The sequence below is a fragment of the Agrobacterium pusense genome (assembly GCF_013285525.1).
GTDB classification, from domain to species: Bacteria; Pseudomonadota; Alphaproteobacteria; order Rhizobiales; family Rhizobiaceae; genus Agrobacterium; species Agrobacterium pusense.
This window is the reverse complement of sequence record NZ_CP053856.1, coordinates 2,578,024-2,592,933: the sequence shown is the minus strand read 5'-3', so window position 1 is coordinate 2,592,933 and position 14,910 is coordinate 2,578,024. Positions and strand designations below refer to the sequence as shown.

Below are 14,910 nucleotides of genomic sequence, written 5' to 3'. Positions count from 1 at the left end.
CAAAACAAACTGGCGAGGCGATGAACGACAGCGTACCCACCATATCAAGCGAATCCCAGGTCGGGACCGGCTATCGGGTACTGGCGCGCAAATATCGCCCGAAGGATTTTTCCGATCTGATGGTCGGACAGGAGCCGATGGTCCGCACGCTGACAAACGCGTTCGAGACCGGACGTATTGCGCAGGCCTATATGCTGACCGGCGTCCGCGGCGTGGGCAAAACGACCACGGCCCGCATTCTCGCCCGAGCGCTGAATTACAAAACCGACACCATCGACAAGCCGACCATCGATCTACGCATTCCCGGTGAGCATTGTCAGGCGATCATGGAAGGTCGCCATGTCGACGTGATCGAGATGGACGCCGCATCCCATACCGGCATCGACGATATTCGCGAAATCATCGAGCAGGTGCGTTATCGCCCTGTCTCGGCGCGTTACAAGGTCTATATCATAGACGAAGTGCACATGCTGTCGACGCAGGCTTTCAACGGCCTGCTCAAGACGCTGGAAGAGCCGCCGGAGCATGTGAAGTTCATCTTCGCCACAACGGAAATTCGCAAGGTTCCGATTACGGTTCTGTCACGATGCCAGCGTTTCGACCTGCGCCGCATCAGCGCCGCCGATCTCGTCGGTCTTTTTACCGCCATCGCCGGCAAGGAAGGTTTCGAAGCCGAACCGCAGGCGCTTTCGATGATCGCCCGCGCGGCCGAAGGGTCTGCCCGTGACGGCCTGTCGCTGCTCGATCAGGCAATCGCCCATGGCGGTGGCCGGGTGGAAGCTGAAGCGGTACGCGGCATGCTCGGTCTTGCCGACCGGGCCCGCATCGTCGATCTCTTCCAGCATGTCGTCAAAGGCGATGTCGCGGCCGCTCTGTCGGAATTCAACGGTCAATATGAGGCGGGCGCGAACCCGGTTGTGGTCCTTAACGATCTCGCCGATTTCACCCATCTCGTGACCCGCATGAAATATGTGCCGGATGCAGCGGAAGATCCCTCGCTTTCTGAAATAGAGCGCGTGCGCGGTGCGGAATTTGCCGACACGATTGCGGTCACCGCGCTTTCGCGCATCTGGCAGATGTTGCTGAAGGGCATACCGGAAACGGAAAACGCCTCGCGCCCGGCCGGCGCTGCCGAAATGGTTCTCATCCGGCTGGCGCACGCTGCCAATCTTCCCGCACCCGAAGATGCTGCCCGGCGCTTGCTGGAGCTTTCGAACGGTGACGGGGGTTACGCCAATGGCGGACCTTCGGGCGGCGGCAATGGCGGCGGTGCGCGTGCCTATTCGTCAGCACAGACCGTGGCCGCGGGACGACCTGTCGATCTTCCCACCCAGCGCCAGGCAGCGCCACAGACCTCCGCCATACTGCGCGCCATTCCAGATAGCCGCCCGCAGGAGATGCAGGTCGCAGCACCGAAAACGGAGGAGCGGCCGGAGCCGAAAGTTCCCGTCAATTCCGTGCAGGATATTGCCGATCTGTGTCAGAAGAACCGCGATCCCGTCATGCGGGCGAAAGTGCGCAACTTCGTACGGCTGGTACGGCTGGAGCCCGGCCGGCTCGATATGCGCCTCGGGGAAGGTGCCCCCGGCTCCCTGCCCGGCGAACTTGGCGTCAAGCTCAAGGAATGGACCGGCATCCACTGGATCATCAGCCTCAGCAAGGAGCAGGGGGAACCGACCCTTGTTGAGGCTGAGGGCAACGCACGGGACGCGCGTCTCGTCGATGCACGCCAGGACCCTGATGTGGCTGCCATCCTGGCGCAGTTTCCCGGCGCAAAAATTACCGACGTGCGCATCCGCGCCGCCGCACAGGATGAGGCTGAAGAGATCGCGCCGCCATCGGTTGCCGAATCGAGCGAAGGCGACATCCTTCCCGGCGACGACATCGAGTTTTAAACAAAAAGAACAGGAGATTGGCACATGCGTGACATCATGGGCATGATGGGCAAGGTCAAGGAAATGCAGGCCAAGATGGAGAAGGTGCAGGAAGAAATCGCTGCGCTCGAAATCGAGGGGCGTGCCGGCGGCGGTCTGGTAACCGTCATTCTGAACGGCAAGGGTGAAATGCGCGGCCTGAAAATCGATCCCTCGCTGTTGAAGGAAGACGAGGTGGAAATCCTTGAGGACCTGATCGTCGCAGCGCATAAGGACGCCAAGCAGAAAGGCGAAGCGCAGGCGCAGGAAAAGATGGCTGGGCTGACCGCCGGCCTGCCGCTGCCGCCCGGCATGAAGCTGCCGTTCTGATATAACCGATCTAAAGAGAGGGCGAAGCGCATGGAGCGGGCGCCCTCCTTGTCCCATGACGGCTTCAAGCTTCCAGCATCGCGCGAAACCGGCTCGCCAGCGGCGTTTCCAGAAAGGCCCGGCGTTCGGCTGCATTGAGCTGCATGGGGCGAAAGCGCTGCAAGATGGTCGGTATTGGCAGCTTCAATCCTCGATAGGGTTTGAACACGATATCCTCCCCGGCAGCCAACATGCCGCCTTTCAGCACCCGGCAGTAGAACCCCGGTTGGCCCGCCCGACGGAAACGCAGTGCGAAATCGGGATCGCCGATGCGAACCGACAGTGTGGCGCAGGGAATGCGGGCGGCGGTCACTTCCAGCTCAACGTCATTTGCCGAGAACCTGTCGCCAACGTGGAGTTTTGCGCTGTCGACACCATCAAGAACGAGGTTCTCACCAAAAAACCCGGGTTCGACCGCAAAGCCCAGAGAGCGGGACCAGAAGTCGAGATCGGCGGAGCCCATGACGTAAATCGCCTGATCCGGCCCGCCGTGATGTTTGCGATTGCAGACGGCGTCACTGACGATGCCTTCCGCATCGACCATGACGGGACCCTGCACGGCGTGTTTGAAGATGCCCGTCTTCGTGGTCTTTCCCAGCACCCTTTTCGCCTTGCCGCGGCACACCGCCCTGATTTTCATGAACAACCCTTTGCGCTTCATGATTCCCGTTTCCCGATTTATGCAGTAGAAAGCGCTCATGGCAAAACGAGTCACCGGCCCCGAAATCGAAAAACTGATCCAGCTCCTGGCAAAAGTGCCGGGGCTTGGGCCCCGCTCGGCGCGGCGGGCAGCACTGCATCTCATCAAGAAGAAGGAACAGCTTCTCGGGCCGCTGGGCCATGCCATGGGCGAGGCCTATGACAAGGTGAAGATCTGCTCCTGCTGCGGCAACGTCGATACGATAGACCCCTGCACCGTCTGCGCCGACGACCGGCGCGACCAGTCGGTCATCATCGTGGTGGAAGATGTGTCTGATCTCTGGGCGCTGGAGCGGACGGGTGCGATGAACACCGCCTATCACGTGCTGGGGGGCACGCTGTCGCCGCTCGACGGGGTCGGGCCGGAGGACCTGAACATCAAGGGCCTGATCGACCGTGTGAGCGCCGGCGGCATTCGCGAGCTCATCATCGCCGTCAATGCGACGGTGGAAGGGCAGGCAACCGCCCATTACATCACCGACCGCCTCTCCGGTCTCGACATCAAGATCACCCGGCTTGCGCATGGCGTGCCGGTGGGCGGTGAGCTCGATTATCTCGACGAGGGCACTTTGACGGCCGCGCTTCGGGCGCGAACGACAATCTGAAGTCCCCCTCCCTCCCCGTCATTCAAAGAGGAGACCGAATGCGAAACCGTTTTGCCCCGAAGGCACTGGCTGCCCTTCTTTCCGTTTTTTCAGCAACGACGACGTTGGCGCAATCGGCTCCGACAGGAGCAGCGGCAGCCCGATATGATGCCGAATTTAATGCCTGGCTGAAAAAGGAAATCTGGCCGGAAGCGCGCAAGGCTGGCATTTCGCAAAGGACGCTTGAGGCCACGCTCAGCGGTCTCTCCATCAGCTGGAACCTGCCCGATCTCGTCATTCCCGGCCAGAAGCCGCCGAAGGAGCAGAGCCAGAGCCAGGCGGAATTTTCCTCGCCCGGCGCCTATTTCTCGGAAAAGCGGCTGCAGGGTCTTGCCGCCACCGGGCGTTCGCTTGCTTCCACCCACGCGGCGACGCTGCGCCGGATAGAGGCGAAATACGGTGTGCCGGGTGATATCGTCGTTGCGATCTGGGGCCGCGAATCCGGTTTCGGCCGGGCAAAACTGCCGCATTCCGTGGTCGATGTGCTGGCCACAAAAGCCTATATGTCTACCCGCAAGGAGATGTTTCGCGCCGAGTTGATCGATGCGCTGAGGATCGTCGAGAGTGGCGATATCGCGGCCTCTCGCATGATGGGCTCCTGGGCCGGTGCGCTCGGCCAGCCGCAGTTCATGCCGTCGAGCTATCTGAAGTATGCCGTGGACTTTGATGGCGACGGCCACCGTGACATCTGGAACTCCGTGCCGGACGCGTTGGCATCCATAGCTAACTATCTTTCTCAGCGCGGCTGGCAACGCAATCGCGACTGGGGTTTCGAAGTCTCGATCCCCGCCAATGTTTCCTGCGCGCAGGAAGGGCCTGATCTCGCACGACCTGTGGCGGACTGGGCGAAAATGGGCATCACGCGCATTTCCGGAAAAGCCTTCCCGGCCAATGACCTCTCTGCCGATGGCATGATGCTGGTCCCGGCTGGGCGACACGGGCCGGAATTTGTGGTGACGCCGAATTTCTACGTCATCAAGGAATATAATAATTCCGATCTCTATGCGCTTTTCATCGGCAATCTCGCTGACCGCATCGCCCACGGGGCGGGGCCGTTCCAGGGGGAATGGGGCAATGTCGGATCGATGCTGCGCTCGGATGTTCTGGCAATGCAGAAGGCGTTGGTTGCCAAGGGCTATGATGTCGGCAAGGCAGATGGCCTCGCAGGTTTCAAGACGCGCCGCTCACTCGGGGACTGGCAGTTGAAAAACGGGCTCGCTCCAACCTGCTTTCCCGATGCGACGTTGAAGGCGAAGCTGAAGTAGCGTTGCTGGCAGCGTGTGAAAACCTCTCCTCCGTCATGCTCGGGCCTGTCCCGAGCATCTGCAACCGATTGATTTAATGATAGGTGTTTGGATCCTCGGGACAGGCCAGAGGATGACGGGGAGTGTGTGGGAAGGGCATCGCCACTCACTTACCCATCGTCTCTCAATGCTGATCGGTGTGAGGCTTGTGAAAGATATCGTCGGTCGGCGGGATGGTCTGACGTTCGATCATCCGGTGCACCCGTGGCCGCGTCTTACCGCGGTGAAGCTCCAGCAGCCGGTCCCAGGCCTCTGCATCTGCCTGGGTGCGGCGGTGATTATGGCGGACATATTCCACCCAGGTCGGCACATGATAACTTTCCGTCCAGATGTCGGGGTTTTCGAGATCCCGCATCAGGTTCCAATTGCGCGCGCCGTCACGAATGCGAATGCGGCGGCGCTCGGCCATCAGCGGCAGGAATTCGCCGAGATCCTCGTCATGGATTTCATAATCGATGAGAATGGCGATGGGCCCGCTGCGCGGCTTGATGTCCAGTCTCAGCGGCGGCTCCACGAAACGGTTGAGCGGATCGAGATTGAGCGAGGCGAAGGCCGGCATGGCAAGTTTGAGGCCGACGACGACGCCAAGCAACATCAGCGCGCACGAACAGAGCAGCGAATAGGAAATGCCGTAATCTTCCGCCAGCTCGCCCCACAGCCAGCTGCCGACCGCAATGCCGCCGAAGGTGAGCGTCTGGTAAAGCGAGAGCGCCCTGCCAACTACCCATCGCGGGGTGGAGAGCTGGACAATGGTATTGAAGAGCGACAGTGCCAGCACCCAGCAGGCACCGGCAACGGTCAACACCAGTGACGTGATGATCGCGCTCGTGCTCACCGCCGTTACGCCGGCGCTGAAGGCGAAGCCTAGAAATGCGACGCGCACGATCCATTCGCTGGACAGCACCTCGCGCAATCTCGCGCTGATCAGCGCACCGCCAATCGCGCCGACGCCGAAGGCACCCAGCATGACGCCATAGGTCAGCGGGCCGCCCTCCACCAGGTCGCGGGCGACGATGGGCATCAAGGCGAGGATGGCGCTGGCTGAAAGGCCGAAAAGGAAGCCGCGCACCAGCACCTTGCCGATATTGGGCGACATCGCTACATAACGCATGCCGGCCGAAATGGCGGCCAGAAGCTGCTCCCGCGGCAGGGTCGAGGCATATTTGGGCGGCTGCCAGCGAAACAGGGCGTAGATCAGCGTGAAATAGCTCAGCGCATTCACGAAAAATGCGGCGGCCGCACCGGCGGCGGCGACGATGATACCGCCGATGGCCGGGCCGACACTGCGGGTAATATTGAAGCCGACACTGTTCAGCGTGACGGCGGCGGGCAAATCCTCGCGCGGCACCATTTCGCCGACGGAGGCCTGCCAGGACGGATTGTTTAGGGCCGTGCCACAGCCGATCATAAAGGTGAAGAAAAGCAGAAGCCACGGCGTGAGCCAGCCGGACCAGGCAAAAACGGTAAGCAGCACGGACGCCGTCAGCATCAGCAGCTGCGCCGAAATCATGATGCGGCGGCGGTCGAAACTATCGGCCAGCGCACCTGAAATCAGCGAGAACAGCATGATCGGCAAAGAGGTGGAGGCCTGCACCAGCGCGATCATGTTTTCCGAACTGGAGAGCGAGGTCATCATCCATGCGGCGCCGACCGCCTGGATCAGTCCACCGAAATTTGAGGCAAGGCTCGCGATCCAGATTCGTCTGTAAGTCAAATGCCTTAAAGGCGCGAGTGGCGATTTACGGTCAGGCACGCTCTGTCCACTTGATGCAACTGCAATTTATCAAACGGCAACTATAGACAGTGCCGAAAATCATGCCAGCCTTTCCCGCACGGGAAGGGTGAAAATATGGCCGAGGGCGCAGCGGAAGCGACTCTAACCGCGAAAACCTTGCAATCCTGCACCGATGGGTCTATATGACCACTGAAATTCTTGATCGCTTGATGAAGAGTGGGGCCGCAAGGCTCCGCTCTTTTTCGTTAGGCGGACCGGAAACAGAGGGCTGAAAGCCCGGCGACAATCCAAAACCGGAAGGCCAGATGGCAGACACCGCACATGAACCGCGACTTATAACCGAAACCGGCATCGACCAGCGTATTGCCGAGATCATCGAACCCGTTCTGACGGGTATGGGCTATGTTCTGGTGCGCGTGCGGCTTTCCAATCAGAACGGCATGACGCTGCAGGTGATGGCGGAACGGGAAGACGGCACGATGACCGTTGAGGACTGTGAAGCCATTTCCATGGCCATTTCACCGGTTCTTGATGTGGAAGATCCGGTCGATAAAGCGTATCATCTTGAAGTTTCCTCGCCCGGCATCGACCGGCCGATGGTTCGCAAATCGGATTTCACCCGTTGGCAGGGCCATCTGGTGAAGGTCGAAACCTCCATTCTGGTCGAGAACCGCAAGCGGTTTCGCGGCAAGATCGTTGAGGTTGATGCTGACGGTTTCAAGCTGGAACGCGACCAGATCGCTTATGGCGAAGAGCCGACAGTCGTTATTCCGTTCACTGCGCTTTCCGATGCGAAGCTCATTCTGACGGACGACCTTATTCGTGATGCGCTGCGGGCAGACAAGGCGGCCAAGGCCGCTGCCGCAAACCAGAACGACGAAAACGAAGCAGACGAAGACTAATTCCAACGTAAAGCCCGGAAAACGGGCGATCCCCGCAATTATGCGACTTACGGAGATAAAAAAATGGCAGTGAGTGCTAACCGGCTTGAGCTTCTGCAGATCGCCGATGCTGTGGCGCGCGAAAAGGTCATCGACCGCGAAATCGTGCTTGCCGCAATGGCCGACGCTATCCAGAAAGCCGCCCGCTCGCGCTATGGTTCGGAAACCAATATCCGCGCTGATATCAACTCCAAGACCGGCGAAATCCGCCTGCAGCGTCTTCTGGAAGTTGTCGAAGCGGCTGAGGACTATTCGACCCAGATCCCGCTGGAGCTTGCCCGCGACCGCAACCCGGACGCCAAGCTCGGCGACTTCATTGCAGATCCGCTGCCGCCAATGGATTTCGGCCGTATCGCCGCCCAGTCCGCCAAGCAGGTCATCGTGCAGAAGGTGCGCGAGGCCGAGCGTGACCGCCAGTATGACGAGTTCAAGGACCGTATCGGCGAAATCGTCAACGGCACCGTCAAGCGCGTCGAATACGGCAACGTCATCGTCGATCTCGGCCGTGGCGAAGGCATTATCCGTCGTGACGAGATGATCCCGCGCGAAAACATGCGCTACGGCGATCGCGTACGCGCCTACGTCTACGACGTTCGCCGCGAACAGCGTGGCCCGCAGATTTTCCTGTCGCGTACCCATCCGCAGTTCATGGTGAAGCTCTTCACCATGGAAGTGCCTGAGATCTACGACGGCATCATCCAGATCAAGTCGGTTGCCCGTGATCCTGGCTCACGCGCCAAGATTGCCGTCATCTCGAACGATAGCTCGATCGACCCGGTCGGCGCCTGCGTCGGTATGCGCGGTTCGCGCGTTCAGGCCGTCGTCGGCGAACTCCAGGGTGAAAAGATCGACATCATTCCGTGGAGCCAGGAGCCGGCGTCGTTCATCGTCAACGCCCTGCAGCCGGCGGAAGTCGCCAAGGTCGTTCTGGATGAAGAGTCCGAGCGTATCGAAGTGGTCGTTCCCGACGAGCAGCTGTCGCTCGCCATCGGCCGCCGCGGTCAGAACGTGCGTCTGGCATCGCAGCTGACCGGCTGGGACATCGACATCATGACCGAGCAGGAAGAATCCGAGCGCCGTCAGAAGGAATTCAACGAGCGTACGGCCCTGTTCATGGAAGCGCTCGACGTCGACGAAATGGTCGGCCAGGTTCTGGCTTCGGAGGGCTTCGCGCAGGTTGAAGAACTGGCTTATGTCGATCTCGACGAAATCTCCTCGATCGATGGCTTCGACGAAGACACCGCCGATGAAATCCAGACCCGCGCCCGCGAATATCTGGAACGCCTGGAAGCCGAAATGGACGCCAAGCGCAAGGAACTCGGCGTTTCCGACGAATTGCGCCAGATCGACGGCCTGACCTCGCAGATGATGGTTGCGCTCGGCGAAGACGGCATCAAGACCATCGAAGACTTTGCCGGCTGTGCAGCGGACGATCTCGTTGGCTGGAGCGAGCGCAAGGACGGCGAGACGAAGAAGTTCGAAGGCATCTTCTCCAAGCTCGATGTTTCGCGCGTCGAGGCCGAGAACATGGTGGTGCAGGCTCGCCTTCTGGCAGGCTGGATCACCGCCGAAGAGCTCGCTTCCGAACAGGAAGCCGATGCGGAAGCTGCCGAGGAGGCGGATCCCGCCGAGCAGGAATGACATCGCAGGCGCATGAGCCGGACGAGCTGCCCGAGACTGACGATGACGGGCGGATCAAAGGCGACGTCAATGGACGTATGTGCATTGTGACACGGCAGAGCGGATCGCCAGATGAGCTGATCCGCTTCGTCGCAGGCCCGGACGGCAACGTCGTTCCGGACCTGAAACGCCAATTGCCGGGACGCGGCTGCTGGGTGACACCCGAGCGCGCCCTGATCGAGAAAGCCATCGCGAAGAAGCTCTTCGCGCGGGCTCTGAAACGTGACGTCAAGGCCGGGCCTGAGCTTCTCGCTCTTCTCGACCGTCTGATGGCCCAGCATGTGGCTGGCATGATGAACATGGCGCGCAAGGCGGGCCAGTTCATCAGCGGCGCGACGAAGGTCGATGCTGCCGTTCGGTCCGGGAACGCGATCGCCGTGTTCCATGCGACCGACGCCGCGGCCGATGGCGTCAGAAAACTGGACCAGGCCCGCAAGGCCTGGGCGCTCGGCAGCGATGCCGGCAATGAAATTCCGTCCTTCCGGCTCTTTAGCGAAGCCGAAATGGACGAGTTGATGGGCCAGAATGCTTTTATCCATGCCTGCGCGCTTGCAGGGCAGGCGGGTGAGGGTGTAGTGAAGCGCGCAACGATGCTTGAGCAGTACCGCAATGGCGGTCGGGCTCATGCGGAACGCGACGCTGCCCGGACAGAACAATGACGCGGTTGCCCGATATGAACGGTCGCCGCGTTCCGATGCAGCAATTGAACGACGAGACCTGATGAGCGTCATCCGGTTCTCGTCCGAAGGAACGGGAACGGAATGACCGACAACAACGACGACAAGACACTCAACGCGCCTGCCAAGAAGACTCTTACCCTGAAGCCGGGCGGGATGAATCAGGGCACCGTGCGGCAGGATATGGGTCGAGGTCGCACCAACGCGGTTGTCGTGGAAACACGCAAGCGCCGCCCCATGCGTCCCGAAGACGAGAAGCAGGTACATTCGGCTGCGGCCCCCGCTCCGAAGCCGGCGGCTCCCGCCGCCGCAGCACCGCGTCCACAGGCTCCGCAGCCACGCATCCACCAGCCCAGCAACCAGCAGCAGCGTCCGGGTTCTTCCCCTTCGCAGCAGCAGCGTCCCGGCTCGTCTGCGCCCCAGCAGCGCCAGCCGGAGCGTCCGCGCGGCAATGTTCTGCATGACCTTTCCGCCGGTGAAATGGAAGCCCGTCGCCGCGCACTGATGGAAGCGCAGGCCCGTGACGTCATTGAAGCCAAGCAGCGCGCCGAAGAAGAGGCTCGCCGCAAGGTGGAAGAAGAACGCCGCATTGCCGCGGAAAAGGAAGAGGCCGCCCGCCGCGCCGCCGAGGAGGCTGAAGCAGCAAAGCTCGCGGCAAGCCAGCCGGCCGCGGAAGCGAAATCCGAACCGGCCGCTGAGAAGCCGGTTTCTGCCGCTCAGCCGGCGCCCCGCGCCGAGGCTCGTCCTCAGCCCGCCGCTGCCCCTGCACGCCCGGCCACCGAAACTGCCGCTCCGCGCGGTCGCCGCACTGACGGCGACGAGGAGGACGATCGCGGTGCACGCCGTGGTAACCTGCCAGTCCGTGGCAAGGTTGCAGCGCCGGCGCCGGCCAAGCCGGCTGCACGCCTGAAGACAGAAGAAGAACGCCGCCGTGGCAAGCTGACCGTTACCTCGTCCAACCTGGATGAAGACGGTACGCCACGTGGCCGCTCCATGGCATCCATGCGCCGCCGGCAGGAAAAGTTCCGCCGCAGCCAGATGCAGGAGACCCGCGAAAAGGTAATGCGCGAAGTGATCCTGCCGGAAACCATCACCATTCAGGAACTGTCGCAGCGCATGTCGGAACGTGCCGTCGACGTCATCAAGTTCCTGATGAAGGAAGGCCAGATGATGAAGCCGGGCGACGTGATCGACGCCGATCTGGCGGAACTGATTGCGGTCGAATTCGGCCACACCGTCAAGCGCGTTTCCGAATCCGACGTGGAAGAAGGCATCTTCAACCAGGCGGACGACGAAGGCGAAATGCTGCCGCGTCCGCCCGTCGTGACGATCATGGGTCACGTAGACCACGGCAAGACATCGCTTCTCGACGCCATCCGTCAGGCGAACGTTGTTGCCGGCGAAGCCGGTGGCATCACCCAGCATATCGGCGCCTATCAGGTCGAGAAGAACGGTCAGAAGATCACCTTCATCGACACCCCCGGCCACGCCGCCTTCACCGCCATGCGTGCCCGTGGTGCGCAGGCGACGGATATCGCCGTTCTGGTGGTTGCCGCAGACGACAGCGTGATGCCGCAGACGATCGAGTCCATCAACCACGCCAAGGCGGCGGGTGTTCCGATTGTCGTTGCGATCAACAAGATCGACAAGCATGAGGCCAACCCTGAAAAGGTTCGTCAGCAGCTTCTGCAGCACGAAGTCTTCGTGGAATCGATGGGCGGTGAAGTTCTTGACGTCGAAGTTTCGGCCAAGAACAAGCTCAACCTCGACAAGCTGCTTGAAGCGATCCTGCTGCAGGCCGAAATCCTTGACCTCAAGGCGGACCCGAACCGCACGGCGGAAGGTACGGTCATCGAAGCCGAGCTCGACCGCGGCCGCGGCGCCGTTGCCACGGTTCTGGTTCAGAAGGGCACGCTGAAGCCCGGCCAGATCATCGTTGCCGGTGATCAGTGGGGCCGTGTGCGCGCGCTCGTCAACGACAAGGGCGAACATGTCAAGGAAGCCGGTCCGGCCATGCCGGTCGAGATTCTCGGTCTTTCCGGGACGCCGTCGGCCGGTGACCGTTTCGCGGTTGTCGAAAATGAAAGCCGTGCTCGCGAGATTTCCGAGTACCGCCAGCGTCTGGCACGCGACAAGGCTGTCGCACGTCAGACCGGCCAGCGCGGTTCGCTGGAACAGATGATGAGCCAGTTGCAGACGTCGGGAATGAAGGAATTCCCGCTGGTCATCAAGGCAGACGTGCAGGGTTCGGTCGAAGCCATTATCGCTTCGCTCGACAAGCTCGGCACCGACGAAGTCCGCGCTCGTATCGTTCATTCGGGTGCTGGTGCCATCACGGAATCGGATATCTCGCTTGCCGAGGCCTCCAATGCCGCAATCATCGGCTTCAACGTTCGCGCCAATGCACAGGCACGTACGGCTTCCGAACGCGCCGGTATCGAGATCCGCTACTACAACATCATCTACGATCTGGTGGATGACGTGAAGGCGGCGATGTCGGGTCTGCTTTCGCCGGAACGTCGCGAGACCTTCCTCGGCAATGCCGAAATCCTCGAGGTGTTCAACATCACCAAGGTCGGCAAGGTCGCGGGTTGCCGCGTCGTCGAAGGCAAGGTGGAACGTGGTGCGGGTGTTCGTCTGGTACGCGACAACGTCGTTATCCACGAAGGCAAGCTCAAGACCCTCAAGCGCTTCAAGGACGAAGTCAACGAAGTGCCTGTTGGTCAGGAATGCGGTATGGCCTTCGAGAACTACGAAGACATCCGCGCCGGCGACACCATTGAGTGCTTCCGCGTCGAACACATCACGAGAACGCTCTAAAGCATTTCCAGGAAAAGTGGACCCCCGGTTTTCCGTCCGGAAATGCGATAGAACAAAGAGCGTTCTCGCCGCAAAACAGGACTTTACTGTCGGGCGCCGGCTTACCGGCGCTCGCTCCGTTTGAGGCATAACCCATGGCAAAAGCTACATCATCGGCCCCTTCCCAACGCATGCTGCGCGTCGGCGAACAGGTGCGCGCCGCCCTGACCCAGATTCTCCAGCGCGGGGAAGTCCGCGACGATCTGATCGAAAGCACCGTCATTTCCATTTCGGAAGTGCGCATGTCTCCCGATCTCAAGATCGCGACAGCTTACGTGACGCCGCTCGGCGTTGCCGACCACACCGATATCATCACGGCACTCAACCGCCATGCCAAGTTCATGCGCGGCCGCCTCGGCCCGCAGCTCCGGCAGATGAAATACATGCCGGAACTGCGTTTCCGCGACGATACGAGTTTCGACAATTATCAGAAGATCGACGCGCTTCTACGCTCGCCCGAAGTGCAGCGCGATCTTGGACCTTCAAACGAAAAAGACGACGAACAGAACTGAAGCATGTCCAAACCACGCAAACAGCAGAACCGCAAACCCAAGGGCCGTCCGATTTCCGGTTGGCTGATCCTCGACAAGCCGCTCGATTTCGGCTCTACCGAGGCCGTCTCCAAGATCAAGTGGCTGTTCAATGCCCAGAAGGCAGGCCATGCGGGCACGCTTGATCCGCTGGCCTCCGGCATGTTGCCGATCGCGCTTGGTGACGCCACCAAGACCGTGCCTTACGTCATGGACGGCCGGAAAATCTACGAATTCACAGTGACCTGGGGCGAGCAGCGCACGACCGACGATCTGGAAGGCGAAGTGGTCGAATCTTCCGATCAGCGCCCGGACGAGCAGGCGATCCGCGATCTTCTGCCCAATTATACCGGCGTGATCATGCAGACCCCGCCGCAATTCTCCGCTATCAAGATCGCCGGTGAACGCGCTTATGATCTGGCACGTGACGGCGAGACCGTGGAAATTCCCGCACGCGAGGTGGAAATCCATCGCTTGACGTTGCTGGCCTGCCCGGATGCCGATACGGCCCATTTCGAAGTGGAATGTGGCAAAGGCACTTATGTGCGGGCGCTTGCGCGTGACATGGGCCGCGATCTCGGCTGTTTCGGCCATATCTCGGAACTGCGCCGCACCATGGTCGCTCCATTCGGTGAAGACATGATGGTGCCGCTCGAAACGCTCACCGCGCTGGAAGCCGTTGAAGACCGCGACGAGCGGCTGGAAGCGCTGGACGCCTATCTGATCGACACGGCCGAAGCGCTTTCCGCCCTTCCCCGCCTTATTATCAATGACGACCAGGCGCACCGGCTGAAGATGGGCAACCCTATCCTGCTGCGCGGGCGCGATGCGCCGGCCAGCCATCCGGAAGCCTACGCTACGGCACATGGCAAGCTGGTCGCCATTGGCGAAATCGGCGAAGGCGAGTTTCGCCCGAAGAGGGTTTTCGGCTGAGTCGGACCGTCACGCGTTTGCTGACGCGTGGCGGAGCGCTGTCAATCGCCTCTTTCCATTGCACCCAGAATAGTTTATAGGCAGCGCCAGCTTGGGCTTTGCCTTCGCTTTTCATGGCCAGAGCTGGACGACATCCCGGCTCTAGGCGTCCCGTTTTCCTTAAAACTGAAAGGATCGTCCGATGTCGATTACTGCAGAGCGTAAAGCCGCCCTCATCAAGGAATATGCAACGAAGGAAGGCGACACCGGTTCGCCGGAAGTTCAGGTCGCAATCCTTACCGAGCGGATCAACAACCTGACCGGTCACTTCAAGGATCACAAGAAGGACAACCACTCGCGTCGTGGCCTTCTGACCCTGGTTTCGAGCCGTCGTTCGCTTCTCGACTATCTGAAGAAGAAGGACGAAGCCCGTTACACCAAGCTGATCGGTGCTCTCGGCATTCGCCGCTAATAAGGTTTCCGGCGGGCTTCTCAATGATGCCCGCCGGTTTTTAATTCCGGCCCTTCAGGCCGCATGATTTTCCGGGCGTTTGCCGCAGATGTGGCCCCCGGGCGATAAGGGTGAACCGGATGGGCCGGTGCCGCCTTTTTCAACCGCAGACCTGTCATGGGGCAGGATTGCCGGA

13 protein-coding genes are annotated in these 14,910 nt (G+C 60.8%); 11 read left to right on the top strand and 2 right to left on the bottom strand.

Annotated features, from left to right (window positions below):
• Nucleotides 1–20 precede the first annotated feature (20 nt).
• Both HQN82_RS12540 and HQN82_RS12535 read left to right on the top strand, forming a co-directional pair.
• A complete protein-coding gene (locus tag HQN82_RS12540) occupies nucleotides 21–1,895 on the top strand; it encodes a DNA polymerase III subunit gamma/tau (RefSeq protein ID WP_173614932.1) in 1,875 nt (624 codons plus the stop codon).
• 24 nt (nucleotides 1,896–1,919) lie between these two features.
• Nucleotides 1,920–2,243 (top strand): YbaB/EbfC family nucleoid-associated protein, encoded by a 324-nt coding sequence (locus HQN82_RS12535; protein WP_004439084.1) that lies wholly within the window; start codon nucleotides 1,920–1,922, stop codon nucleotides 2,241–2,243.
• Nucleotides 2,244–2,307: 64 nt separating this feature from the next.
• Here HQN82_RS12535 and HQN82_RS12530 read toward each other — a convergent pair whose 3' ends face one another.
• Nucleotides 2,308–2,943: an MOSC domain-containing protein gene (locus HQN82_RS12530; protein ID WP_173614931.1), complete on the bottom strand. Its 636-nt coding sequence runs from the start codon at nucleotides 2,941–2,943 to the stop codon at nucleotides 2,308–2,310.
• A gap of 37 nt (nucleotides 2,944–2,980) precedes the next feature.
• Between HQN82_RS12530 and recR the strand changes: the two genes are divergently transcribed.
• Nucleotides 2,981–3,586, top strand: a complete 606-nt coding sequence (gene recR, locus HQN82_RS12525) for a recombination mediator RecR (RefSeq protein WP_003507177.1) — start codon at nucleotides 2,981–2,983, stop codon at nucleotides 3,584–3,586.
• 38 nt (nucleotides 3,587–3,624) lie between these two features.
• Nucleotides 3,625–4,890, top strand: a complete 1,266-nt coding sequence (locus tag HQN82_RS12520; protein WP_173614930.1) for a lytic murein transglycosylase — start codon at nucleotides 3,625–3,627, stop codon at nucleotides 4,888–4,890.
• Nucleotides 4,891–5,053: 163 nt separating this feature from the next.
• Here the strand turns inward: HQN82_RS12520 and HQN82_RS12515 are convergent, their stop codons facing one another.
• A complete protein-coding gene (locus HQN82_RS12515) occupies nucleotides 5,054–6,682 on the bottom strand; it encodes an MFS transporter (protein ID WP_004439071.1) in 1,629 nt (542 codons plus the stop codon).
• Between the two features lie 287 nt (nucleotides 6,683–6,969).
• Between HQN82_RS12515 and rimP the strand changes: the two genes are divergently transcribed.
• The 7 genes from rimP (at nucleotide 6,970) to rpsO (ending at nucleotide 14,735) form a co-directional block, all read left to right on the top strand.
• Nucleotides 6,970–7,566 carry a ribosome maturation factor RimP gene (gene rimP / locus HQN82_RS12510; protein WP_004439068.1) on the top strand — a complete coding sequence of 199 codons (597 nt, stop codon included), beginning with the start codon at nucleotides 6,970–6,972 and terminating at the stop codon, nucleotides 7,564–7,566.
• 63 nt (nucleotides 7,567–7,629) lie between these two features.
• Entirely contained in the window at nucleotides 7,630–9,246 is a 1,617-nt protein-coding gene (nusA, locus tag HQN82_RS12505; RefSeq protein ID WP_173614929.1) for a transcription termination factor NusA, read from the top strand.
• Nucleotides 9,243–9,944 (top strand): RNA-binding protein, encoded by a 702-nt coding sequence (locus HQN82_RS12500; RefSeq protein WP_035206477.1) that lies wholly within the window; start codon nucleotides 9,243–9,245, stop codon nucleotides 9,942–9,944. The genes nusA and HQN82_RS12500 overlap by 4 nt, the downstream gene beginning before the upstream one ends.
• A 102-nt stretch (nucleotides 9,945–10,046) precedes the next feature.
• Nucleotides 10,047–12,782, top strand: a complete 2,736-nt coding sequence (gene infB, locus HQN82_RS12495) for a translation initiation factor IF-2 (protein ID WP_004439058.1) — start codon at nucleotides 10,047–10,049, stop codon at nucleotides 12,780–12,782.
• 134 nt (nucleotides 12,783–12,916) lie between these two features.
• Nucleotides 12,917–13,333 carry a 30S ribosome-binding factor RbfA gene (rbfA, locus tag HQN82_RS12490; protein ID WP_004439055.1) on the top strand — a complete coding sequence of 139 codons (417 nt, stop codon included), beginning with the start codon at nucleotides 12,917–12,919 and terminating at the stop codon, nucleotides 13,331–13,333.
• Between the two features lie 3 nt (nucleotides 13,334–13,336).
• Nucleotides 13,337–14,284 (top strand): tRNA pseudouridine(55) synthase TruB, encoded by a 948-nt coding sequence (truB, locus tag HQN82_RS12485; RefSeq protein WP_004439053.1) that lies wholly within the window; start codon nucleotides 13,337–13,339, stop codon nucleotides 14,282–14,284.
• 181 nt (nucleotides 14,285–14,465) lie between these two features.
• On the top strand, nucleotides 14,466–14,735 hold the full coding sequence (rpsO, locus tag HQN82_RS12480) for a 30S ribosomal protein S15 (protein WP_004439050.1): 270 nt from the start codon (nucleotides 14,466–14,468) through the stop codon (nucleotides 14,733–14,735).
• Nucleotides 14,736–14,910: the final 175 nt, after the last annotated feature.

What these genes read in the sequence shown, in the direction of transcription:
- HQN82_RS12540 (WP_173614932.1), top strand. Translation starts at nt 21, where the DNA reads ATGAACGACAGCGTACCCACCATATCAAGCGAATCCCAGGTCGGGACC.
- HQN82_RS12535 (WP_004439084.1), top strand. Translation starts at nt 1,920, where the DNA reads ATGCGTGACATCATGGGCATGATGGGCAAGGTCAAGGAAATGCAGGCC.
- HQN82_RS12530 (WP_173614931.1), bottom strand. Translation starts at nt 2,943, where the DNA reads ATGAAGCGCAAAGGGTTGTTCATGAAAATCAGGGCGGTGTGCCGCGGC.
- recR (WP_003507177.1), top strand. Translation starts at nt 2,981, where the DNA reads ATGGCAAAACGAGTCACCGGCCCCGAAATCGAAAAACTGATCCAGCTC.
- HQN82_RS12520 (WP_173614930.1), top strand. Translation starts at nt 3,625, where the DNA reads ATGCGAAACCGTTTTGCCCCGAAGGCACTGGCTGCCCTTCTTTCCGTT.
- rimP (WP_004439068.1), top strand. Translation starts at nt 6,970, where the DNA reads ATGGCAGACACCGCACATGAACCGCGACTTATAACCGAAACCGGCATC.
- nusA (WP_173614929.1), top strand. Translation starts at nt 7,630, where the DNA reads ATGGCAGTGAGTGCTAACCGGCTTGAGCTTCTGCAGATCGCCGATGCT.
- HQN82_RS12500 (WP_035206477.1), top strand. Translation starts at nt 9,243, where the DNA reads ATGACATCGCAGGCGCATGAGCCGGACGAGCTGCCCGAGACTGACGAT.
- infB (WP_004439058.1), top strand. Translation starts at nt 10,047, where the DNA reads ATGACCGACAACAACGACGACAAGACACTCAACGCGCCTGCCAAGAAG.
- rbfA (WP_004439055.1), top strand. Translation starts at nt 12,917, where the DNA reads ATGGCAAAAGCTACATCATCGGCCCCTTCCCAACGCATGCTGCGCGTC.
- truB (WP_004439053.1), top strand. Translation starts at nt 13,337, where the DNA reads ATGTCCAAACCACGCAAACAGCAGAACCGCAAACCCAAGGGCCGTCCG.
- rpsO (WP_004439050.1), top strand. Translation starts at nt 14,466, where the DNA reads ATGTCGATTACTGCAGAGCGTAAAGCCGCCCTCATCAAGGAATATGCA.